Source organism: Bradyrhizobium diazoefficiens, assembly GCF_016616885.1.
Taxonomy (GTDB): domain Bacteria; phylum Pseudomonadota; class Alphaproteobacteria; order Rhizobiales; family Xanthobacteraceae; genus Bradyrhizobium; species Bradyrhizobium diazoefficiens_F.
In genome coordinates this window covers 3,753,493-3,775,317 of sequence record NZ_CP067102.1, presented here as the reverse complement: position 1 = coordinate 3,775,317, position 21,825 = coordinate 3,753,493, and the positions used below count along the sequence as shown (strand labels likewise).

23 protein-coding genes are annotated in these 21,825 nt (G+C 61.3%); 11 read left to right on the top strand and 12 right to left on the bottom strand.

Annotated elements, in window-relative coordinates:
- Positions 1-55 precede the first annotated feature (55 nt).
- The gene (locus tag JJC00_RS17400; RefSeq protein WP_200473715.1) at positions 56-364 is read right to left on the bottom strand and encodes a hypothetical protein; all 309 of its coding nucleotides are present in this window, start codon (positions 362-364) and stop codon (positions 56-58) included.
- 258 nt (positions 365-622) lie between these two features.
- Between JJC00_RS17400 and JJC00_RS17395 the strand changes: the two genes are divergently transcribed.
- Positions 623-1,075, top strand: coding sequence for a hypothetical protein (locus tag JJC00_RS17395; protein ID WP_200473714.1), 453 nt, complete (start codon positions 623-625; stop codon positions 1,073-1,075).
- 44 nt (positions 1,076-1,119) lie between these two features.
- Complete coding sequence (gene ppk2, locus JJC00_RS17390) at positions 1,120-1,920, top strand: polyphosphate kinase 2 (RefSeq protein WP_200473713.1); 801 nt, start codon at positions 1,120-1,122, stop codon at positions 1,918-1,920.
- Between the two features lie 61 nt (positions 1,921-1,981).
- On the opposite strand, the gene JJC00_RS17385 is transcribed toward ppk2, so the two are convergent.
- From JJC00_RS17385 to JJC00_RS17370, 4 genes are all read right to left on the bottom strand, one after another.
- Positions 1,982-2,413: a hypothetical protein gene (locus tag JJC00_RS17385; RefSeq protein WP_200473712.1), complete on the bottom strand. Its 432-nt coding sequence runs from the start codon at positions 2,411-2,413 to the stop codon at positions 1,982-1,984.
- Positions 2,414-2,594: 181 nt separating this feature from the next.
- On the bottom strand, positions 2,595-4,307 hold the full coding sequence (locus JJC00_RS17380) for a SulP family inorganic anion transporter (RefSeq protein WP_200473711.1): 1,713 nt from the start codon (positions 4,305-4,307) through the stop codon (positions 2,595-2,597).
- Between the two features lie 228 nt (positions 4,308-4,535).
- Complete coding sequence (locus JJC00_RS17375) at positions 4,536-4,865, bottom strand: response regulator (protein ID WP_246774241.1); 330 nt, start codon at positions 4,863-4,865, stop codon at positions 4,536-4,538.
- A gap of 242 nt (positions 4,866-5,107) precedes the next feature.
- Positions 5,108-5,740: a response regulator transcription factor gene (locus JJC00_RS17370; protein ID WP_200473709.1), complete on the bottom strand. Its 633-nt coding sequence runs from the start codon at positions 5,738-5,740 to the stop codon at positions 5,108-5,110.
- Positions 5,741-5,996: 256 nt separating this feature from the next.
- Between JJC00_RS17370 and JJC00_RS17365 the strand changes: the two genes are divergently transcribed.
- Positions 5,997-6,680, top strand: coding sequence for a helix-turn-helix domain-containing protein (locus JJC00_RS17365; RefSeq protein ID WP_200473708.1), 684 nt, complete (start codon positions 5,997-5,999; stop codon positions 6,678-6,680).
- Here JJC00_RS17365 and JJC00_RS17360 read toward each other — a convergent pair.
- Positions 6,658-7,116 carry a potassium channel family protein gene (locus JJC00_RS17360; RefSeq protein ID WP_200473707.1) on the bottom strand — a complete coding sequence of 153 codons (459 nt, stop codon included), beginning with the start codon at positions 7,114-7,116 and terminating at the stop codon, positions 6,658-6,660. The genes JJC00_RS17365 and JJC00_RS17360 overlap by 23 nt on opposite strands.
- Positions 7,117-7,315: 199 nt before the next feature.
- Here JJC00_RS17360 and JJC00_RS17355 point away from each other — a divergent pair, with 199 nt between their 5' ends.
- The 3 genes from JJC00_RS17355 to JJC00_RS17345 are packed head-to-tail and all read left to right on the top strand — an operon-like array spanning position 7,316 to position 9,087.
- Complete coding sequence (locus JJC00_RS17355; RefSeq protein WP_200474142.1) at positions 7,316-7,963, top strand: CoA transferase subunit A; 648 nt, start codon at positions 7,316-7,318, stop codon at positions 7,961-7,963.
- Positions 7,964-7,967: 4 nt separating this feature from the next.
- Positions 7,968-8,618, top strand: coding sequence for a 3-oxoacid CoA-transferase subunit B (locus JJC00_RS17350; RefSeq protein ID WP_200473706.1), 651 nt, complete (start codon positions 7,968-7,970; stop codon positions 8,616-8,618).
- A gap of 10 nt (positions 8,619-8,628) precedes the next feature.
- Positions 8,629-9,087 carry a MaoC family dehydratase gene (locus JJC00_RS17345; RefSeq protein ID WP_200473705.1) on the top strand — a complete coding sequence of 153 codons (459 nt, stop codon included), beginning with the start codon at positions 8,629-8,631 and terminating at the stop codon, positions 9,085-9,087.
- A gap of 6 nt (positions 9,088-9,093) precedes the next feature.
- Here the strand turns inward: JJC00_RS17345 and fabI are convergent, their stop codons facing one another.
- The 5 genes from fabI to JJC00_RS17320 all read right to left on the bottom strand — a co-directional run bounded on the left by fabI (position 9,094) and on the right by JJC00_RS17320 (position 15,470).
- Entirely contained in the window at positions 9,094-9,882 is a 789-nt protein-coding gene (gene fabI / locus JJC00_RS17340; protein WP_200473704.1) for an enoyl-ACP reductase FabI, read from the bottom strand.
- Entirely contained in the window at positions 9,879-11,093 is a 1,215-nt protein-coding gene (locus JJC00_RS17335; protein ID WP_200473703.1) for an acetate/propionate family kinase, read from the bottom strand. The genes fabI and JJC00_RS17335 overlap by 4 nt, the downstream gene beginning before the upstream one ends.
- Before the next feature lie 5 nt (positions 11,094-11,098).
- Positions 11,099-12,061: a phosphate acetyltransferase gene (locus tag JJC00_RS17330; RefSeq protein ID WP_200473702.1), complete on the bottom strand. Its 963-nt coding sequence runs from the start codon at positions 12,059-12,061 to the stop codon at positions 11,099-11,101.
- A 27-nt stretch (positions 12,062-12,088) separates the two neighbouring features.
- Positions 12,089-14,311 (bottom strand): DUF3141 domain-containing protein, encoded by a 2,223-nt coding sequence (locus JJC00_RS17325; RefSeq protein ID WP_200473701.1) that lies wholly within the window; start codon positions 14,309-14,311, stop codon positions 12,089-12,091.
- A gap of 79 nt (positions 14,312-14,390) precedes the next feature.
- A complete protein-coding gene (locus tag JJC00_RS17320) occupies positions 14,391-15,470 on the bottom strand; it encodes an AI-2E family transporter (RefSeq protein WP_246774240.1) in 1,080 nt (359 codons plus the stop codon).
- A gap of 146 nt (positions 15,471-15,616) precedes the next feature.
- Between JJC00_RS17320 and JJC00_RS17315 the strand changes: the two genes are divergently transcribed.
- The 5 genes from JJC00_RS17315 (at position 15,617) to cydX (ending at position 19,543) form a co-directional block, all read left to right on the top strand.
- The gene (locus tag JJC00_RS17315) at positions 15,617-16,138 is read left to right on the top strand and encodes a GNAT family N-acetyltransferase (protein WP_200473700.1); all 522 of its coding nucleotides are present in this window, start codon (positions 15,617-15,619) and stop codon (positions 16,136-16,138) included.
- Positions 16,139-16,371: 233 nt separating this feature from the next.
- On the top strand, positions 16,372-16,695 hold the full coding sequence (locus JJC00_RS17310; protein ID WP_200473699.1) for a hypothetical protein: 324 nt from the start codon (positions 16,372-16,374) through the stop codon (positions 16,693-16,695).
- A 1-nt stretch (position 16,696) separates the two neighbouring features.
- Positions 16,697-18,262, top strand: a complete 1,566-nt coding sequence (locus JJC00_RS17305; RefSeq protein WP_200473698.1) for a cytochrome ubiquinol oxidase subunit I — start codon at positions 16,697-16,699, stop codon at positions 18,260-18,262.
- A gap of 9 nt (positions 18,263-18,271) precedes the next feature.
- On the top strand, positions 18,272-19,426 hold the full coding sequence (gene cydB, locus JJC00_RS17300) for a cytochrome d ubiquinol oxidase subunit II (protein ID WP_200473697.1): 1,155 nt from the start codon (positions 18,272-18,274) through the stop codon (positions 19,424-19,426).
- 9 nt (positions 19,427-19,435) lie between these two features.
- A complete protein-coding gene (gene cydX / locus JJC00_RS17295; protein ID WP_200473696.1) occupies positions 19,436-19,543 on the top strand; it encodes a cytochrome bd-I oxidase subunit CydX in 108 nt (35 codons plus the stop codon).
- A gap of 45 nt (positions 19,544-19,588) precedes the next feature.
- Here the strand turns inward: cydX and JJC00_RS17290 are convergent, their stop codons facing one another.
- On the bottom strand, positions 19,589-21,448 hold the full coding sequence (locus JJC00_RS17290) for a sensor histidine kinase (protein WP_200473695.1): 1,860 nt from the start codon (positions 21,446-21,448) through the stop codon (positions 19,589-19,591).
- Positions 21,449-21,825 lie beyond the last annotated feature (377 nt).

The following is a 21,825-nucleotide window of genomic DNA, read 5'->3' as shown; positions in this document are numbered from 1 at the left end:
CATCAACGCCGGTTGACCGGTCTTCGTTGACAGAGATCAAGAAATCCGGAGCGTTTCACCCCGAGGCCTGACCGCCTTGCCGCGACGCAAGAGCGATGCGCCGGTCATGGATCAAATTCTCAAGGCAAAGGGCGGCGGCATTGACTGCGGTGACATCGCGCTCGCGTTTGATTTCGGAAATATCGATCCAGGTCGATCCCGGAGGAGCGACCAGCAACACGACCGATGGGCGACCGCAACCACCGGCCCGCGCGTCAGCAAGCTCGCCAACATCGCCGCGCACCACGGCGAGATCGACGCTGCCCGTCGAAAAGGCCTTCGCTGTTTCGACCGGCCCCGGCGTCGGGACCAGCTTGAGCCGCACGAGTGCGTTCGATTGCGCGAGTTTACCTCCGCCTCCATCAACAAGCGCTTTGCGCAAGGTAGAACGGCAGATGCTGCGGAGCCGCCGGGTGAAGCTGCTCGCTCAAAATGTTCCCCCAAGCCGGACTTCGTCGTTCAAACCCTCGAACAACAGTGCGTACCAGGTGGCGGAATTGCTTGATCTGGATCAACGGAATTGGGGCGGGCCTACCTACCCTTGCGGCAGCACGCTGAATCGAAACAGCAGGAGCGGACAGCCATGCCCGGCATCGATGATCTCATCCCCAATGCCATCCAGATCCGCAAGGAAGCAGCCCTCAAAGAGGCCGAGAAGGCGGACGAATATGTTCGCCTGGCCGCCGCCGCCGAGGCCGAAAAGCGTGCTTTGATCGAGCGGCTCAGCAAGCCGTCCGGCAAGAGCGAAGAGGAGAAGATCGAGCTGGCATCGACGATCATTCAGCGTGCGGTGCGAAACGGCTTGACCGAAGTGCAGGTCTATCGCTTCCCCAACACGCTCTGCATCGACAAGGGACGCGCCATCAACCAGATGGAAAAGGGCTGGGAGAACACGCTGACCGGCATTCCAAAGGAAATCTACCAGCTCTGGACCGACTATCTGCAGCCGCGCGGCTATCGCATCGCCTATCAGGTCATCGATTTTCCCGGCGGCGTCCCGGGCGACATCGGCGTGACCATTTCCTGGGGCGATTGAGCGCCGTCTGGCCACATTGGGCCTGACGCGGCGAAGGGATGAGCATGGCAAAGAACGAGCCCGCGGAACGGATGAAGCGCAAGGACTACGAGAAGGAGCTGGAAAAGCTCCAGATCGAGCTTTGCCATCTCCAGGACTATGTGAGAGCAAACAAGCTCCGGGTCATCGTGCTGTTCGAAGGCCGCGACGCCGCCGGCAAGGGCGGCACGATCAAGGCGATCACCGAAAAGGTCAGTCCGCGTGCGTTTCGCGTGGTGGCTTTGCCAGCGCCGTCGGATCGCGAGAAGACACAGCTCTTCTTCCAGCGCTACATGGAGCAGTTTCCGGCCGGCGGCGAGATCGTGATCTTCGACCGGAGCTGGTACAACCGCGCCGGCGTCGAATATGTGATGGGCTTCTGTTCACCTGCCGAGCACGAGCGCTTTCTCTCGCTCTGCCCCGAGATGGAGAAATACGTTATCGACGGCGGGATCATCCTGATCAAGATCTGGCTTGAGGTCGGGATGGACGAGCAGGAGCGCCGTTTCAGGGCGCGCATCGACGATCCGGTGCGGCAGTGGAAGCTTAGCCCGATGGATCTGGAATCGTACCGGCGGTGGTACGCCTATTCCCGGGCGCGCGACCTGATGTTGAAGGCAACCAGTTCGAAACACGCGCCATGGCATATCATCCGCTCCGACGACAAGCGGCGGGCGCGGCTGAACTGCATCGCTCATCTGCTGAAATCGATTCCGCACAAACGCATCAAGAAGAACAAGGTCAAGCTGCCGCCGCGTTCCGACAAGGGACGCTACAATGACCAGGCAGGCTTGCGCGGGATGAAGTTCGTCGAAGAACGGTACTGAAAAATCAGGACAGAGCATCGATCGGGGGCCGCACTCATAGCACGGCCCGATCACCTCAATTCTATTTTAAGCGGATCGTGACCCCGCCGACGGCAGCGGACACTTCTGCGCCGATTTTCGGACCGCTGAGTTGCAGGATCACGCCATTGCCGTTCTGTAGCTGAACGGCTCCGGCGCCCGCGGCAACGGCGCCCCCTGCTCCGCCCGCCGCATAGGATCCTTCGATGGACTGCGGGCCCCTCAGATTGAGGGCGCGGCCGACAAATTTGGTGGTCGACGCGCCGATCGTGAAGCCGACGCTCATGCCGGAGACGGTGAACGGATATTTGTGGCCTCGGTACAGCAGGACACCCTCGCCGCCACCAACACCGACGATAAACCCGCCCTTGGTGAAGACAATGGCAACCTGACCGGTCTCGGCGCGCGATGGCGCGCTGTAGCCGGCGACGCCGACGAGCAGGGTAGCGAATGCGAAGCGTGTAGCAATCCCCATGATTTCTTTCCTTTGCATTGATGAGGCCAGCCTATCAAGCAAGGAGCACCGCGCTCCACCCTTCTTTGATCCAAATCAACGGAGTTTTCATTGGCGATACCGGACGCCTACCGATCCGACCGGCTCGCCTCGCGATGCAAGAGGCCCAGACGTCTGACGGGGTGCCCGCTTGTCAGTTGGCCTAGGTTTGATCACGATTGAGCTCAACCTGCTCGATTCCGCCAAGCACACTGTCGAGCGACCGGAACCATTCACCGCTATCAGTCTTCTCCGCCAGTCCTTCCGCCCGCAACAGATCGCGCACTTGGGCGTGCGCCCCCACAATGCAGAACGCCACCTGATGGGACGCGAGTTCATCATGAAGATCGTGCAGCATGCGCGCGCCGGCGAGATCGATATAGGGCGATGCCGAGAGATCGCAGGCCACGAGCTTGATGTCCGATGATTTCCGGAGCGCGTCCAGGACCGTCTCCAGGATGGTTTCGGCATTGATGTAGAGCAGCGAGGCTTCGGGACGGAACGCAATCACGCCGACCAGCGGCTCGACGCCGTCATGCCTGGAGCTGTCCGAGTAGCGGCCGGTTCCAGGAAGCCGACCGAGGAACGCCACATTGGGCTGCGAGGCGCGCGCCAGCAGCAGGAAGATGGATGCGAGCGCCGCCAGCAACACGCCCTGCAGGATTCCCAGCAGCAGCACCGATACCAGCGCGATCGCTGCGGCATAGAAGTCGATTTGGCTGACCTTCCACATGCGAAGCAGCGCACGGACATCGACCAGCCTGTACACGGCGGCAAAGACTATGGCCGCCAACACCGCCTTGGGAAGGTTGGTCAATAGTCTGGTGAAGAAGAGCAGGCACAACGCAAGGGCGATCGCGCAAAACACCAACGCCAGCGGCGAGCGTGCTCCCGCCGAATCATTCACCGCGGATTGCGACAGACCGCCGGCGACGGGGTAGCCATGGCAAAAAGCCGCCGCGAGATTCGCAGCCCCCAGCCCCAAAAATTCCTGCCGCGCGTCGAGACTATATCCGTGCTTGGCGGCAAAGCTGCGGGCCGCAGAGACACCTTCTATATAGGCCAGCAGCAGACATCCGGCCGCGAGGGGAAACAGTTCTTCAGGCTCCACCAGCCCAAACGTCGGCACGGCGAATGCCGGCAACCCTTCCGGGATTTTCCCGGTGACCGGTATGCCCAGCGAGGGAAGACCGAGGAGGGTTGCGACGACGATCGATAGCACGACCACCGTGAGCCCGACCGGCCGGCCAGGCAGGAGCCGCTCGCCGAGCAGCAACAGCAGTATCGCTATGGCCCCGATCGCCAGCACAAACAGATTGACGTCGCCAAGCTGACTGGCAAGCAAGCTCGCGCGGCCGAAGAAATTGTGGCCGCCACCCGCAACGCCGAACAGGCTTGGCAGCTGACTCATGATGATCGTAAGCCCCGCGCCCGCCTTGAAGCCGACGAGAATGCTGTCGCTGACCAGGCGGACGAGCGTGCTGAGCTTGAACAGCCAAGCTATCAGGCAAAGCAGTGCCACAGCACATGCGGCAAGACTCGCAATCTGCGTATATCGCGCCGCATCTCCTCCGGCGAGCGAGCCTACGGTGCCGGCAATCATTAGCGAGATCGCCGACGTCGGGCCGACCGCAAGCTGGCGCGACGAGCCGAGCAGAGCATAGCCGATACCGCCGAGCATGTAGCCGTAGATGCCGACCTGGGGCGGCAAGCCGGCGAGTCCCGCGTAGGCCAGCGACACCGGTATCGCATAGGCCGCGAGAGTAATTCCAGCGATCGCGTCAGGGCGCAGCCACGAACTGCGATATTCGGCAAGCCAGCCAAATGGAGGAAAGGATCGAATCCAGCCGGTTCGCGGCAGGAAAGGTGACTTCATGTGCCAGCCTCCTCCTACTGGCGCTCGGTGTCGCGAGCAGCCCCATAAATGGCGCTCGGAGTCCAGGGGGGGTTGATCTGGATCAAGCCAGTCTCCGCCCTGCGGAAATCAACTCGATGCGAAGACTGATGGAGCCACAGTGCCGCTCGGGCAATTCGCCACTGTCCACAAGGCCGCACCGGCCCAGACGCTCGGGCAATACATCGACGAACAAATGGACCGATCGCGCTAGACGAATCCCATACGGGCCCGTTCAATCGATTCGATGAATGACTGCGCCGTGAAGGGCTTGGTCAGGTAGGCAATACATCCCGACTCGACCGCTGCCAGGCGGTTTGCGCGGCTGTCATTGCCGGTAATATAGATGACCGGCGCGGTGACGCCCTCCTCCGCCAGGCGCCGCCGCAGCTCGATGCCGGATTGTCCATTCAGATCGATATCGATGATGATGCAGATGGCCTCGTCGAAATCACCGTGATCGAGCAGCGCCTTCGTCGAGTCGAACAACGCCGCGCTGAAGCCGTGCTCGCGCAGCAACCGCCTGATGCTCGAGCGCATCGAGGAATCATCGTCAACGACGAAGACGGACGTGCGTGTCGGCAAGAAGCGACCTCGGACTGGCATGCGGGATGAATAGAGAATTACTGGCTCGCGGAACCGTTCCGGACGGCGGATCGATTCTCTCGGCCGAAAAGCTCACAAACAATTGCGCGCTCATAAAGCACACCGTCAACAAACTTTCATATTGTCCCTTTGGGCAGGGTCGCGCTTGCACGGCTCTGGCAGCCGAAGGGAACCGATCAGTTGCCCGGAACAGCGTTTGCATCGAGCAGTCCAAGCCGCTCCGCGATCGACACAAGTTCAGCAAGCGAATGAACTCGCATTTTCTCCATCACCTGGTGGCGGTGCGCCTTCACGGTGCGTTCGGTCGTTCCAAGCTCATAGGCAATCTGCTTGTTGATCCTGCCGCGCACGATCAAGTCGAACACCTGCCGTTCACGGGGCGTCAGGGATGAGACAAGGGCGCGGAGCAGATCGAGCTTGGCGTGCTGTCCACGTGCGGCCTCCTGACGCGCCAGGGCGCGCTTGATCGCGTCGATCAATTGCTCCGACGATACGGGCTTGGTCAGGAAGTCCTCGGCGCCGGCCTTGATGGCCCGCACGGTCGTTGCGGTATCGGCGTGGCCGGTGAGGAAGACGATCGGCACAGTCGAGCCAAGCTCGGTCAAGCGGCTCTGCAATTCCGGGCCGCTCAAGCCCGGGATCTGCACGTCGAGCAGGATGCATCCCGGCTGCGCGTCGCCCGGCAGGTGGTCCAGCAGCTCCAGTGCCGATGCATAGGTCGCGACGTCATAGCCGGCGAGCCTCAGACGACGCTCGATCGCCGTCCGGAACGAAGCGTCGTCGTCTACCACGTGGACAAGGCCCGGCAATCGCATCCCTCGAAAATCTCAATACAACCACAAAACGAAACAATGACAGCTAGAATGACTTAACAACACGCCGACGTGTCCAATTATTGCAAAATAATGCAGACCTGTCCTTTAGTACAATGGCCTTAGAGACAATGGTTGGGAATGCTGCGTTCATCGTAGATCAACTTCGGCGGGAGTGGGACGGCGCGGCGCATTCCCTGCGATGAGACAGTCAGCCTGAGACCAATTCAGCGATGAGTTGAGGAGACGGCCCATGTTTGTACGCATCACGGCCGATCCGCTGCCTTGCGCCAATTCGCTCCGTGATTTCGGAATGACCAGCATCTCGAATCCGATGGTCAGCTTGATCGAATTTGCCTACAAAAAGGGCAAAGAGGTTTACGGTGAAAAGGAGCCGGCTGAGTACGTCTATCAGATCAGATCTGGCGCAGTGCGAAGCCACAAGCTCCTGTCGGATGGCCGGCGTCAGATCGGCGCGTTTCACCTCGCCGGCGACATTTTTGGACTGGAGAACGGCAACGAGCACCGATTCACGGCTGAGGCCATCGTGGACACCACCGTTCGCCTCATCAAGCGTCAAAGTCTGGAGATGGCGGCCGAAAGCGACGCAATGGTCGCGCGCAACCTGCTCAGCATGACCACAATCAATCTGCAGCATGCGGAAGATCACATGCTTCTGCTCGGCCGCAAGACCTCGCTGGAGCGGGTCGCGGCGTTCTTGCTCGAGATGGACAAGCGTTTGACGGCAGCTGGCATCATGGCGCTGCCGATGTCACGGCGCGATATCGCCGACTATCTGGGCCTCACATTGGAAACCGTATCGCGCGCATTATCGCGGCTGCATGAGCTCAAGGTCCTCGGCTTCATCGGCAGCACCCAGCGCCAGATCGTGCTGCTCGACCGGCCCCAACTCGCTAGTCTCGATCTTCAGGCTTGAAACCGGGAGCGCCGATCGCGGACAGGTGCTCCAGCGTCTTGCGCAGGACTTCGAACAGGACCGCAGTCGACCAGCCGAACATCAGGATGCCGTTCATCGCGGTCATCGGCCCCGTCAGCCGCCAGGCTGGCACGGGCGTGATATCGCCGTAGCCGAGCGTGGTGTAGTTGACAAAGGCAAAATAGAGAAGATCGCTGCCCTCCGGTGCGGCGCCGACGACCGCGTAGGCGAGCGCCCAGACGAAGATCTCCAGCGTATGTGCGACCATCAGCGCGGCGGCGGTTCCGACCATCACGGTCATCAAATGCCATCTCGGCCATGATGTCTGCTGCAAGCCCGCTGAACGGGCGAGGCCGACGACGCCGACAGTCGCCAAAGCGTGGATAATGATGTTGATCACGCTGACAATGATTCCGGTCAGGAATTGAAGCGCCATCGTCCTCTTTTCCCCAGCCGGCTCGCCATTTCGGCTTCTCCATCGCCATCGGATTCGCAAGCCGTGGACCGAAACGCCCGTAGGATGGTTGGCCGTCGGACCGATGAGAAGCTTTGACACAGATCAAGGGCGCGCAGCAGTGCTTTGCCAACATTTCAAGATGCCTTCCATCGATCGCCTATTGACCGGAGTCCCAATCATGAAGGCCATTTCCGTCGAAGAAGCCGTTGCGATGATCCCGCCCGGCGCCAGCGTCATGGTCGGCGGGTTCATGGGGGTCGGGACACCGGAGCGCCTGCTCGATGAAGTGGTCCGGCAGCAAAAGAACGGCCTTTCGCTGATCTGCAACGACGCCGCGCTTCCGGGCAAAGGTGTCGGCAAATTGTTCGACGCGGCGTTGGTCTCGCGCCTGACCGCGACGCATATCGGCCTCAACCCGAAGGCGCAGCAGCAGATGCTGGCGAGCCAGATCGCCGTCGATCTCGTTCCGCAAGGAACTTTCGTCGAGCGAATTCGCGCAGGCGGATGCGGCCTCGGCGGCATTCTGACAGCAACGGGCGTCGGCACACTGGTCGCGGAAGGCAAGCGCCAGATCGAAGTCGACGGCAAATCATTCCTGCTCGAGACAGCGTTGCGGGCTCAGTTCGCGCTGGTACATGCCTTTCTCGCCGACTATCTGGGCAACCTTGCCTACGCACTGACGTCCCGCAATTTCAATCCGGTCATGGCCATGGCGGCCGACACCGTAATCGTGACGGCAGAGCACATCGTGCCCGTGGGCGTCATCGCGCCCGACCATGTCGTGACGCCGGCGCCGCTCGTCGACTACCTCATTACGAACGGGTGAGATCATGGATGCACAGACCATCATCGCCCGACGCGTCGCCAAGGAGTTGAGGAGCGGCAACCTCGTCAATCTCGGCATCGGCATTCCGACGCTGGTCGCGAATTACATCCCATCCGACCTGAAGGTGTTCTTCCAGTCGGAGAACGGCCTGATCGGCACCGGACCGATCCCTGAGCAGGGCATGGCGCATCCGACGTTGACTGACGCCGGAGGCAAGCCGATCAGCGCTCTGCCCGGGGCCTGCACATTTGACAGCGCGATGTCGTTCGGATTGATCCGCGGCGGCCATGTCGATGTCACTGTGCTCGGCGGTCTCCAGGTCGATGCGCACGGCCATCTCGCCAATTGGATGATTCCCGGCAAGATGGTGCCGGGCATGGGCGGGGCGATGGATCTGGTCACCGGCGCCAAGCGGGTCATCGTCGCTATGCAGCACGCCGCCAAGGGCAAGTCGAAGATCGTCGCAAGATGCACGCTGCCGCTGACGTCGGCGCGGCCGGTAAACCTGGTTGTGACGGACATGGCCGTGATCGCCTTCCCGGACGGGAAGGCGACGCTGCTGGAAACCGCGCCTGGCATCAGCGTTGGCGAAGTCCTGGCGGTGACCGAGGCCGAGCTTGTCGTCCCCGACAGCGTTCCAGAAATGAAGCTGTGAGGTCACGGCCATGCGGATATTCAGCGATTTCGACGAGATCAAATCCGCCATTGGCACGGAGATCGGCGTCAGCGATTGGGTCGAGGTGTCGCAGGATCGGATCAACCAGTTTGCCGAGGCAACCTGCGATGAGCAATGGATCCATGTCGATCAGGAGCGTGCTAAAAAAGAGCTGCCCGGCGGCACCACCATCGCCCACGGGCTCTTGTCGCTGGCGCTTGCGCCGCTGTTTATCCGCTCGGTGATCAGCTTGAAGGGCCTGCGCAACACCCTGAACTACGGCGCGGACCGGATACGGTATCTGGCGCCGGTGCCGTCGGGCTCCAAGCTCCGCGGCCGCGTCACGGTCGCGGAAGCCGAGGACGTGCCGCCGGATGGCCTGCGCGTGAACTACCATCTCGTGATCGAGATCGAAGGCGGCAAGAAGCCCGCCTGCATCGCCGAGCTGATCGCCCTGCACTATCGCTGAGCGCGTTCAATCGATGATGTGATAGCCGCCATCGACATAAAGAACGCCGCCGGTGATGAGCTTGGCGCCGTCGAGCGCCAGGAATGCGGTGGCGTTGCCGACGTCGTCGATGCTGACGAGGCTGCGCGCCGGTGCCTTCGACTGGGCCTTGTCCATCAGTTCGTCGAACTCCGGAATGCCTGAGGCCGCACGTGTGGCGAGCGGTCCGGGCGAGATCGCGTGCACACGGATGCCCTTCGGCCCCAGTTCCGCCGCAGCATATCGAACGGCCGCTTCGAGCGCCGCCTTCGCCACACCCATGATGTTGTAGTTCTCCACCACCATCTGGCTGCCGTAATAGGTCATCGTGAACATCGTGCCGCCGTTCTTCATCAGCGGCTCGGCAAGATGGGCCATCCGCAGGAATGACCAGCACGAGACATCCATCGTCTTGAGGAAGCCGTCGCGGTTCACATCCACGACGCGACCATGCAATGCCTCCTTCGGCGAGAAGGCGATCGAGTGCAGCAGGAAGTCGAGCTGGCCCCATTCATTTGCGATGCGCTCGAACACCTGCTCCGTCTGGCCTTCGACCATGACATCCAGCGGCATGAAGATCGGGGCTTCCAGCGCCTGCGCCAGCGGCTCGACATGCTTCTTGGCGCGTTCATTGAGGTAGGTGACGGCGAGATCGGCGCCGAGCGCGCGAAACGCCCGTGCGCAGCCCCAGGCGATGGATTGATCGTTGGCGATGCCGACGACGAGGCCTTTCTTGCCCTTCAGGGCGACTTTGCTATCCGGGAATGCGGGGATCATGACACCCTCTCATGTCTTGGGTTGGGCGATTGGCTGTTCATCAGCAGCGACAACGTGTGCTGCGCGATCATCAGTTCCTCGTCGGTCGGCACCACGTAAACGGGGATGGTACTGTTGAGCCGCGATATCAGTCGCGAATGACGCGCATTCTCGGCTGCATCGACCGCAACACCGAGCCAGCCGAGCTGCTCTGCCACGCGTGCACGGATGTTTGCAGAATTCTCGCCAATGCCGGCCGTGAACACGAAGGCATCCAAGCCCTGCAAAGCGGCCGCAAGCATGCCTGAGCTGAGGCCGATCCGATAAACAAAATAGTCGATAGCCAGCTTCGCCTTGGACTCTTGGCTGGCTTCCAGCTCGCGCATATCGTTGCTGACGCCCGAGAGCCCCCTCAATCCGCAATCGCGATATAGGAAATTCTGCACGTTCGACGCCGACATTCCCTTCTCGGAGATGAGATAAAGCACAACGCCGGGATCGAGTTGACCCGGGCGCGTTCCCATCGGCAGTCCGTCGAGCGCCGTGAAACCCATGGTGCTCTCGATGCTCTGTCCATCCCTCAGCGCGCACATCGATGCACCACTGCCGAGATGGGCGACGATGACCCGGCGTTTGGCGATCTCGGGCGCGATCTGCAGCAGGGTCTTCGCAATGTATTCGTAGGATAGTCCGTGGAAGCCGTAGCGCCGCACGCCCTCGGCGTGGAGGTGATGCGGGATCGCATAATGATCGGCGACCGCACTGTGCGTACGGTGAAACGCGGTATCGAAGCATGCGACCTGCGGCAGCGCAGGGAAATTAGCAAGGATCGAACGGATCGGCGCCAGATTGTGCGGCTGATGCAGCGGGGCAAGGCTGACGAAGCGCTCGAGGCGCGCCACCACGCCGTGGTCGATCAGAACCGGACGTGCATAGTCAGGCCCGCCATGCACGACACGATGGCCGACGGCGATCGGCTGGATGCGGAGTTCGTCTCGCAGCCAGTCGCCCGCAACTCGCATCGCAGCCGGAACGTCCGGGACCGCCTCGATCGGATAGGCGCGGTCGGCCAAAGAATCTCCACCCGCGCCGCTCGCGCGCAAGCGCGGGCGGCTGCCGATGCCGTCCATCTGCCCCTTGATTTGGCGCCGCAACGTGCCCTCGCCCTCGACAGAGAACACCTGGAACTTGACGCTGGAGGAGCCCGCGTTGACGACAAGGATCGTGTCCATGGCGGTCACGCGGCGACCGTTGGCGATTTTTGCTGCCGCGCGTGCGCATAGAGCGCGGCCACTGCGCAAGACGCCATTCGCGAGCGCGCCGAATCGGCACGGGACGTGAGCACGACCGGTACCCGGGCGCCGAGCACGATACCGGCGCCATCGGCCTTAGCGAAATAAGCGAGATTCTTCGCCAGCATGTTGCCGGATTCGAGGTCGGGTACGACCAGGATCTGCCCACGACCGGCGACTTCGGATTTGATGCCCTTGATCCGCGCGGCCTCGGGGTCGATTGCATTGTCGAACGCCAGCGGACCATCGAGCACGCCACCTGTGATCTGCCCGCGATCGGCCATCTTGCAGAGCGCCGCCGCCTCGATCGTCGATGGAATCTTGGAGGTGACCGTCTCGACCGCCGACAGAATTGCCACCCGCGGCGATTTGCCAAAGCCGGCTTGGTTGTAGAGATCGATTGCGTTCTGGATGATGTCCCGCTTGGCGTCGAGGTCCGGAAAAATGTTGATGGCCGCGTCGGTGACGAAGATTGTCTCAGCATACGCCGGCACGTCCATGACGAACACGTGGCTGATGCGCCGATCGCTGCGCAGGCCGCCCGTCTTTGCGGTGACGGCGCGCATCAGTTCATCTGTATGCAGGCTGCCCTTCATCAGCATTTCGCCTTTGGCCGCATGGATCAGTTCGACGCCTTTGGCGGCCGACTCATCGCTATGTGCCGCATCGACAACCTCGTAGCCCGAGACGTCGAGGCCATGCTTGCTCGCCGTGTCCCTGATCTTCCCTTCGGGCCCGACCAGGATCGGCCGGATGATACCAGCGCTCGCGCTGTCGACAGCGCCACGGAGCGAGGTCTCATCACAGGGATGCACCACGATGGTCGGCGTTGGCGGCACGGCCTTGGCCGCCGCGATTAGGCGGTCGTACTTGGTGCCGGACTGCATCTTCGTCGTGTCAACCGACATAGTGTCTCCCAATCCTGCCAATCCGCGTTACGACGCCCTTGCCTTCGGATCGAAAGGGGCGACGTTCGAAGCCGGCTCCCCTCCCGCATCCACACCGAAGAGTTCAGCGACGCGCTTCATTCGGTTCGCGCTCTCACCGGTGATGTCCTCGCTTGCGGACAATACCTCTCGTACTGCCTCGATTGCCGCGCGGCGCCGGTTAATGTCTTCGGGCAAGATCTTCGGGATGGCGGCCACGGCCCCTTCCCGATCGAGCACCAGCATGAAGAATTGCTCGCGCACCAGCATCTTGAATTCGGGCAGCGTCAGCCGCGCTCCTGCCTGATCGCGGCGAAGTCGGCGAAGCGCCTCGATGCTCCGCTCATCGACCATGCCGCGCGCCGAGCCCACATAAAGCAGTGCACGAATGGCAGCTTCGCGAAGGCCACCTTCGCCGATCTTCGATTTCAGCTCGGCAATCCGCTTGTCGAGCATCGCGCGGTGTTCAGCCGGCATTTCGCGCCGGCGCGACGGCTCGGATTTCGGGTCGATCCCGACCGCAGCTTGAAGTGTGGGCGAACCGTATACGTTGAGGAAGATCGCCTCGCTCAGCCTCTCCTGCGAGTCCCGCCAGCTATCCAGCGCATGAACGATCTGTTTGGACATCTGCTCCTGGAACGCCAAAAAGGGATTGTCCTTCGCGACCGGCTTGCGGTTGTCCTCGACCTTCTCGGCGGCCGACTTCACCGCGGACATCCATGGATTTTGGCTGCTGAAGGCCTCGTATTGCAGCCGCAGCGGGTGCATGTTGCGCGCCCACTCCGCCATCTGGGGCGTCACCATGGATTTGACCCAGGGCTGGACGAACTTCTGGTAGGCAGCGAGATTGAGCTCGGAGACCCGCTTGGCAGCCGCGAATCGCCGCTCGTCCTCCGGGGAATTGCCGCCCATGGCGCGGATGTCGTCGAGCGTCCGCGCCTCGCAGCGCATGACCCATTGGCCGACGGCGAGATAGGCATTGAGAGTGTCCGATCCTCTCGCCTCAAAAGTCGCTTCATAGAGCCCCGGCGGAAGCACGTCGATCAGATCGATATTGCTGGAGAACTCGGCGTGCTCCTTCTTGGCGACGCCGCCCGACACGAAAATACCGAGATGACCGACGGTTTCGTGAACGGTATAGACGATGGTTTGACCGTAAGCCCTGATCTCGTCGACGTCGGCATAGCAATCGAGGATCCAGTTGAGCGCCTGCTGCGGCGGCGTGACGTTGTCGCCCGCCGAGCAGAACACCACGATCGGCGATCTGATGTTGCGCAGATCCACGATTGCGCCATCGGACATCTTGATGTTTCCGGCGGCGAGGTTGTTGCCGACGAACAATTCATCGACGATGAACTGGATTTCCTCCGCGTTCAGGTTGACGTGTCCGCCCCACCAGCGCTCGAACTCAAGATAGCGATCGGCTTCGGTGTCGACCTTGGAATAAACGTTGTATTGCTTGGTCCAGAGCGTGTTCGAGGGATTCTGGTTCTCGAAGTTCTGCACCAACCAAGCGCCGTCGAACTTGCCACCCCCGAGATCGCTGGTCAGCGCGGTGAGCCAGCTCCCGCCCAACAGGCCGCCCGAATAGCGCATTGGATATTTGCCATGGACGCCCTCCCAATAGGCGAGCGGCGCGCCGGCGATGATCAACGGTCCGAACATTTCTGGTCGCAGCGAGGCCAGAATCATGACAGCCCAGCCGGCCTGGCAGTTGCCAATCACGCACGGCTTGCCGTCAGCCTGGGGATGGAGGCTAACGACCTTCTCGATGAATAGCGCTTCGGCGCGCGCGATGCGCTCGATGGTCTGTCCCGGCATCGGATCCGGCAGGAAGCCGACGAAGTAGCAGGGATGCCCAGCCTTCATCGCAACGCCGATCTCGCTGTCTGCCTTGAACCCGCCAATTCCAGGACCGTGCCCGGCACGCGGATCGACCACGATGAATGGACGCCGCTCGAGATCGATCTCGACGCCCTTGGGCGGAATAATGCGGACCAGCGCGTAGTTGACCGGCTCGTCCAACTTGCGCCCGTCGATGATCAATTCCGCGGCATATTGCAGGACGTGCGGAGCCGTTTGCGCGACATGCTCCCGGTACTGGTCGCCGCGTTGGCGCATGATGTCCAGAAACAGCACGCTGCGCTGCCCCGCATCGACCATGTATTCGATTCCCGAGGCGACAAGGCCGGATAGGGGTCCGCCTGGCAGGTTTGGAGTTTCCATCGACATATTCAGACCTCTCTGTCGCGCGTCTCAATTCAAGTGGCCTCAGGACCAGGCGACGTTGATTTAGGTCAACGTTCGGCACTCACGGCAGCGCTGCCGGATCAGCGCGATCGATACGGATCCAGGCCACCGCCAATTCCCAGGCGACCGAGAGAATGATCGGCCCGACGAAGAGACCGACGATCCCATGCGCCAGAGTTCCCCCAATCACCCCTATCAGAATGACCAGCGTCGGCGTCGTTAGCCCGCGGCCCATCACCAACGGCTTCAATATGTTATCGAGCACGCTGACGATGCCCAGAAACACGCTGAGCAGGAGCGCGATGGGGATATCCTTGTCGAACCAGATCCAGACAATCACCGGAAGCAGAATGACCGTCGCGCCGATTTGCACGATACTCAGGAGCAAGACCGCGAAAGCCAGCAGGCCTGCGCTGGGTATACCGGCCAGCTTGAATCCGATACCGGCGAGCAGTGCCTGGATGACCGCAACGCCGATGACCCCCTGGGATACGGCACGTATCGTCGCGCCCGCCAATTTCAGAAAATGCTCACTCTGTTCGGGCACGATTCGCGCCAGGAATCCCCGAATCGCCGCCACGAGCTGCGACCCGTGGGGAAAAATGAAGCCGGCCACCACCACCGAAAGAAGAAACATGAGCGTGCCCAGGCCGGCATCGCCCACAAAGCCGAGCATGGTGGTCGCGAGCGGTTTCAGATAGGGCACGATTTCGCGCAGGACCGAGCGGATATTGATCGAGGCCTCATCCCACAACGCATGGAGCTGCGGTCCTACCAACGGCCAGCTCTTGATGGCCTGCGGTGGAGAAGGAACGACAAGCTCGCCGGCGTTGAGCTGTCCGGCGATGTCCTTGATGCCATCCACGGCACTCAGGCCGAGCCAGGTTGCCGGTCCGATGACGATGGCAAGATTGATCACGGTGAGAATGAGCGCCGCGAGTTTTGGGCTGCCGCCAAGCAATTTGGCAAGCCAGCTAAAGACCGGATTGAACGCGACGGCGAGCACGATCGCCCAGGCCAGGATCGGCACGAACGGTCGGATCACGACGAATGTCCAGACGACTAACAAGGCGAGCAATCCGAGCCGGATCACAAGCTGGATCATGTCTTCGCCGGTCAAACGCTGACGGAGTGTCTTCAAGGCCACGCCCCATCTGGACTGTGGCTGAGCCTAGCTCTAGCCTTTGCGACGTCGTCTTGATCCAGATCAAACAACCGCGGTCGGCCGGAAGCTTCATCGGCTGGTGCCGCTCAAATAGCCACCCGGCTTGCGGCAAGGGAGCCCAGATGTCGGACCTCGCCAGCTACATCGCCCACGAACAGTTGCGAGACGGCAGCACGGCCGAGATCCGCGCACTTCGCCCAGAGGACGAGGCCGCCATGCTCGCTGCCCTGGAGCAAGCGAGCGCGCAATCGCTGCAGCGTCGCTTCTTCGTGATGAAGCGCCACTTCTCCGACAAGGAGCGTGCTTTCTTCATGAACGTCGATTTCAAGAACCATGTGGGGCTGGTCGTGCTCGCCGAGGACGCAGGCCGAAAAACCATCGTCGGTGGCGGCCGCTACATCGTCTTCGAACCGGGACACGCCGAGATGGCCTTCATGGTGGTCGATGCCTGGCAGGGCCGCGGCATAGGCTCGATCCTGATGCGCCATCTTGTTGCGATCGCAACGGAAGCCGGACTGAAGGAATTGATGGCGGAGGTTCTGCCGGAGAACGCAGCGATGCTGAACATCTTCAGAAAGTTTGACTTCAAGCCCACCAGCAGGCGAGATCCGCAGACAGTCCATCTGGCGTTGCCGCTCGCATGAAACCCAGCATCCGAGCGGATGCGGACCATTTGATCCAGATTAACAAAGATGTCTCTCGGATTTCTAAGCTTCAACCAATGGATGAGCACGTGGGCCGGCCGCGGCCAGGAGGCGACCGGACGTTTCCCGAGTCTACCGCGCAAAACCAGCCCCGCCGGCAGCCTTAGATTAGCGGCGTCCATCGGCAGCCGCGTTAACACCTCGCCGATCTAGTCTTGATCTAAATCAATTACGTGACCGTGGTGTGCCTTTTTGATTGTGTCGCACGGCAGAACGGCGCCGACACCTCTCCTATGGTGGACAGCCCGTCTGCCCTCCAAAAGCCGGGGGAAATATTGAACGCTGTCATATCCTCGCTTGCCGCTTTCCTTGCCGCCGGCGTGCGGCCGCCGACCCCGCTTGCGAAGGCCATCATGCTGGTGCTGACGCTCAAGCTGTTGGCGATAGTGGCTGCAAGCATTTTCCTGTTCTCGACTAACGAGCGGCCGAGCGTCGATCCGGGCGCAATTTCGCGCCTGATAGGTCCTGCGCCGTCACTGAATGAGGGGGGACGTTGACATGTTCGACCTTGATCCCGTCAGCTTATCGCGGCTGCAATTTGCCGTAACGGCCCTCTATCACTTCCTATTCGTGCCGCTAACGCTCGGGCTGTCGTTCCTGCTTGCCATTATGGAGAGCGTTTACGTCATGACTGGCCGCCAGATCTGGCGCGACATGACAAAATTCTGGGGGAAATTGTTCGGCATCAACTTCGCCATGGGGGTTGCCACCGGTATCACCATGGAATTCCAGTTCGGGACCAATTGGGCCTACTACTCGCACTATGTCGGCGACATCTTTGGCGCTCCGCTGGCAATCGAAGGTCTGATGGCATTCTTTCTCGAGTCGACCTTCGTCGGGCTTTTTTTCTTCGGATGGGACCGGCTGCCGAAGCTTGGTCATCTCGCTGTGACGTGGCTGGTCGCGATCGGCTCAAACCTCTCCGCGCTCTGGATCCTGATCGCCAACGGATGGATGCAGTATCCGACCGGAGCGGTCTTCAACGCCGAAACAATGCGAATGGAGCTGATTTCATTTTGGGACCTGATCTTCAATCCTGTCGGTCAGGCGAAATTTGTGCACACGGTGGGCGCCGGCTATGTCACCGGCTCGATGTTTGTTCTCGCCATTTCCTCCTTCTATCTGCTGTCCGGGCGCTTCCAGGCTTTCGCGAAGCGATCGATCGTCGTGGCCTCGGCCTTTGGCCTTGCCGCAGCGTTGTGCGTCGTCGTGCTCGGCGACGAGAGCGGTTACACCGTGTCCGAGAACCAGAGGATGAAGCTCGCCGCCATCGAAGGAATGTGGGAGACGGAGCCGCCTCCGGCAGGCTTCAATCTGGTCGGCTTCCCCGACGCACGCAGCCAAGAGGTCAAATACGCGGTCAAAATACCGTGGATGCTCGGCATCATCGCAACCCGCTCGTTCAACCAGCCGGTGCCAGGAATCAACGATCTTGTGACGCACGCAGAGGAGCGAATTCGCAACGGCCTTTTGGCCTATGATTCGCTCGAGAAGCTCAAGGCGAACCGCGCTGACAGCGCTGCTGCGGCGCAGCTTCGCGAGCATGCTGCCGACCTCGGCTACGCCCTGCTGCTCAAACGCTACGTCTCCGATCCGCGAACGGCCGATGCCGCCACCATCAAGCGCGCTGCCGGCGACACCGTGCCCAACGTCGCTCCCCTGTTCTGGAGCTTCCGCTTCATGGTGGCGCTTGGCTTCTACTTCATCGGGCTGTTCGCGCTCGCATTCTGGCAGGCTACGCATTACGATTTTTCGCGCCGCTGGTCGCTGCGCCTTATGTTGTGCTCGCTGCCGCTGCCATGGGTCGCGGCCGAACTCGGATGGGTCGTCGCTGAATACGGACGACAGCCCTGGGCAATTGACGGCGTTCTGCCGACATTTCTTGCCGTGTCGTCGGTCTCGGCCGCGCAGGTCTTGTTCTCGCTCGCGGGCTTCGTCCTGTTCTACTCCTGTCTTCTGGTCGTCGATATCATGCTGATGCTTCGATACATCCGCATGGGGCCGCTGGGTGCGCTCGGTCTGCCGGAACCCGCACTGCGGCCGGCGGCGCTACCGGCTGAATGAGGTGCGCGCATGACAACAATCCCGATCGACTACGAAATCCTTCGCCTGGTGTGGTGGCTGTTCCTGGGTGTGTTGCTGATTGGCTTCGCGATCATGGATGGCTTCGACCTCGGAGTGGCGATGCTGCTGCCGTTCGTCGCCCGCACCGACATTGAGCGGCGGGTGACGATCAACGCGGTTGGGCCGTTCTGGGACGGCAACCAGGTTTGGCTGATCCTCGGCGGCGGCGCGATCTTCGCCGCCTGGCCGCCGGTTTATGCGGCGTCGTTTTCGGGCTTCTACATCGCCATGTTCCTGGTTCTTGCGACGCTCATCCTGCGCCCGGTCGGCTTTGAATTCCGCAACAAGGTCGCCGACACGCGTTGGAGGTCATTCTGGGACTACGCCCTCTTCGCAGGCGGATTGGTGCCAAGCGTGGTGTTTGGGGTGGCATTCGGCAATTTGCTGCAAGGGGTGCCCTTCCGGATCGATTCCGACCTGCGGATCTTCTATGAGGGAAGCGGGCTGTTTGAGCTGCTCAATCCGTTCGGGCTGCTCTGTGGTCTTGTCTCCGCCGCGATGCTGGCCACCCACGGCGCAGTCTACCTGACGCTGAAGACCGACGGCGCCGTTCGCAAACGGGCGCGAGAGCTGATCGGGACCGGAGCCGCCGTCACGATCGGGCTCTTCCTGTTGGCCGGATTGTGGGTGTGGATCGGGATCGACGGTTATGCCATCACCAGCACGGTGGCAGGTGCCGGGCCATCGAATCCGCTGCTCAAGACGGTGTCTCGCCAGCCTGGCCAATGGTTCGCGAACTATGCAGCCCACCCCTGGATGATCCTGGCGCCCTGTATCGGCATCGCCGGACCGGTCTTGATACTGTTGCTGACCAGGCTTCGCAGATCGGGACTGGCCTTCATTGCCAGTGCGCTCGGCATCTTCGGCATCGTTGCCACGGCCGGCGTGAGCATGTTTCCGTTCCTGATGCCGTCGAATATTGCGCCGATGGCGAGCCTGACCGTTTGGGACGCGTCATCGAGCCAGCTCACATTGTTCGTGATGTTGCTGGCTACGCTGATTTTCCTGCCGATCGTTCTTTGCTACACCGCAGTCGTCTACGCGGCGCTGCGCGGCTCCGTGACCGAAAGCGATATAGAGCGCAACTCGTCGGGTTTCTATTGAGGACACACAATGTGGTACTTAACCTGGATTCTCGGTGTCGCCTTTGCCAGTGCTTTCGGCATTCTCAACGCCGTATGGCATGAGCATCATCTCCCAAACGAACCGATCGACGCTTAGGCGCCCTCCGCATGTTCAGCGAGGGGAATCAGCGTCCCTGGAAATTTATGCCGTCGACAACGGCAGGCTGATTCGAAGCTGAGCCCCTCCACCGGACTGATTTTCCGCAGTGATCCGGCCATTGTGGGCTTCGACGATGGTCCGGGCAATCGCCAGCCCCATGCCCATGCCCTCTGGCTTGGTGGTGAAGAACGGCTCGAACACCCGTTTGAGCTGGTCAACCGGAATGCCCGGACCGTAGTCTCTGATGGAAACTTCGGCCCGGTTGCCGGCACGTACAGCCTCGATGTCCACTTTGCGGACGTTGCCGGCGGAGCCGGTGACGGCATCCATCGCGTTCACGACCAGATTTGTGATGACCTGCTGGAGCTGAATTCGGTCGCCTTTGATCGGAAGCAGCGTCAAATGCGTCACGGCATCGAGCTCGACTTTTCGGGCCGTCGCCAATGGCGCAAGAAAGGTCACGGTTTCCTCGAGAACGTCATTGAGGTCCAGCTCCTTCTCCTCGAACGGCGCCTTCTTGAGCAGACTCCGAAGATGCACGATGACTTCGCTCGCCCGCGCGTCGTCACGTCTGATGTCCTCAATGATCTCGTTCAATTCATTTAAGTCTGGATTCGGCGACCGAAGCATCAATGCCGCGCTTTCGGCATTCGTCAGGATGGCGCCAAGCGGCTGATTCAGCTCGTGCGCGATCGATGCGGTGAGTTCGCCCGCCATCGTGTAGCGATTGACATGGGCGAGCTCCGCGGACTGGCGCCGGGCCTGCACCTCCGCCTTGAGGCGGCCGCGTCGCTCGTGGACGAGGATGCTGATGAGAGCCGCCTGCACCAGGATGACGGATGCAATGAGGAGTATCTGCCAGCGATAGGTCTCCCATGGTGAGGGGTCACGAAAGTAGACCTCGCTGCCAGGTGGCAGGCCGCTTTCAGCAATGCTCCAGCGCCTGAGCTGCCGCCAATCATACTTTGCCGGACCATATTCGAGGGTCGGGATCTTGATGTCGGACGGCCTCTCGCCGCCCAGGATCCGGACCACGGCCCTTGACGTCTTCCGGGCACTGTCGAACGCGGATGTCATCGGGCCGCCGACGGTCTCGCCGCCAAAGAACGCTTCGTCGTAGGAAAAGATCGGCGCATTGGCAACTGCATGGAGCTCCCTCAGCGCCTGCTCGCCCTCGTGGCTTGCGCCGGTCGCATCCACCTGGAGCGGGGCCCAGAAGATCGCACTGTCCGGCGGAAGGCGAGCCGCCTCCTTCAAAATGTCGGGAAATGAAAGTCGATTCCAGAACAGCAAGCGCACGTTCGGCAGAACCGGTTCAAGCTCCTTGCCGATCTCACTTTGCCAGAAGCGCTCGTTCGGAGAATCGCCAACCACGACTGCAATCATTCTGGTCGCGGGCAGCAGCCTGACGATATTGCCAAACAGCGCGGGGACGTCCTGCTTCACGGCGACGACAGCATCCTTGTCCGTCAGCGCGGAACGTTGGACCCGCCGCTCCTCGACGGCCGTCATCACCATCGGGGTGGACGGAAACAGTTGCTGCCGATTTCGCTGGACGAACATGGCCGCCGGGCCTCCCAGGGCAACGATGAGGTCGGGGGCGCCGCGCGCGAACAATGCGCGCAGATAGTCCGCGAATTCAGCTTCCACGTTCCGATCTTCAAAGCGGGCCGTTGCGACGGAGAAATCCTGGATGTCGATCGGCCAGCGCGATTGACGCTCGAGTTCTTGTCGAAGCGCCGTCGAGTAGTCCCGCCACGGCTTGAAGTTTTGGCCATACGAATTGAAGATGACGATACGCTTTAGCTCTGGACTAGCGCCATCTGCAGCGGCGGCAGAAATCGCCGTCGCAACGACTGCCGCCAAGAAAAGCCATGCGGCTGCAAGCCACCTTCCGGCCAATGTATCCTCCCACGCCCGATTTGCTCGGTGAGGCAGCGTGGACCGCCCAAACTACGAATCCGGTTTTTCGCTCAGTATGAGCTTAGCACCGATAGATTGTAAATTTAACCTCCTGGTGCCCGCCGTCGATGGGCCTGATGACGACCTTTGGGCGTGCGAAGCTGAGCAACGTGGCGACGCCGCATTTCTCTCGAAGCCCCTGTCGGGATGAGGAAGCGTTTCCGCTTCTCATTAAGTGCTAAGTGCTTGGCAAGCCCCTGCCGGGCCGGCGCCATCCGGTCAAGACCGCAAGCCGCGAAGCGGTGGTGCGGAACGCGCCAGCCTTGACCGGATGGCGCTGGTCCGGCACGCTTGGCTGCAAGCTAGCAAGGCCTGCT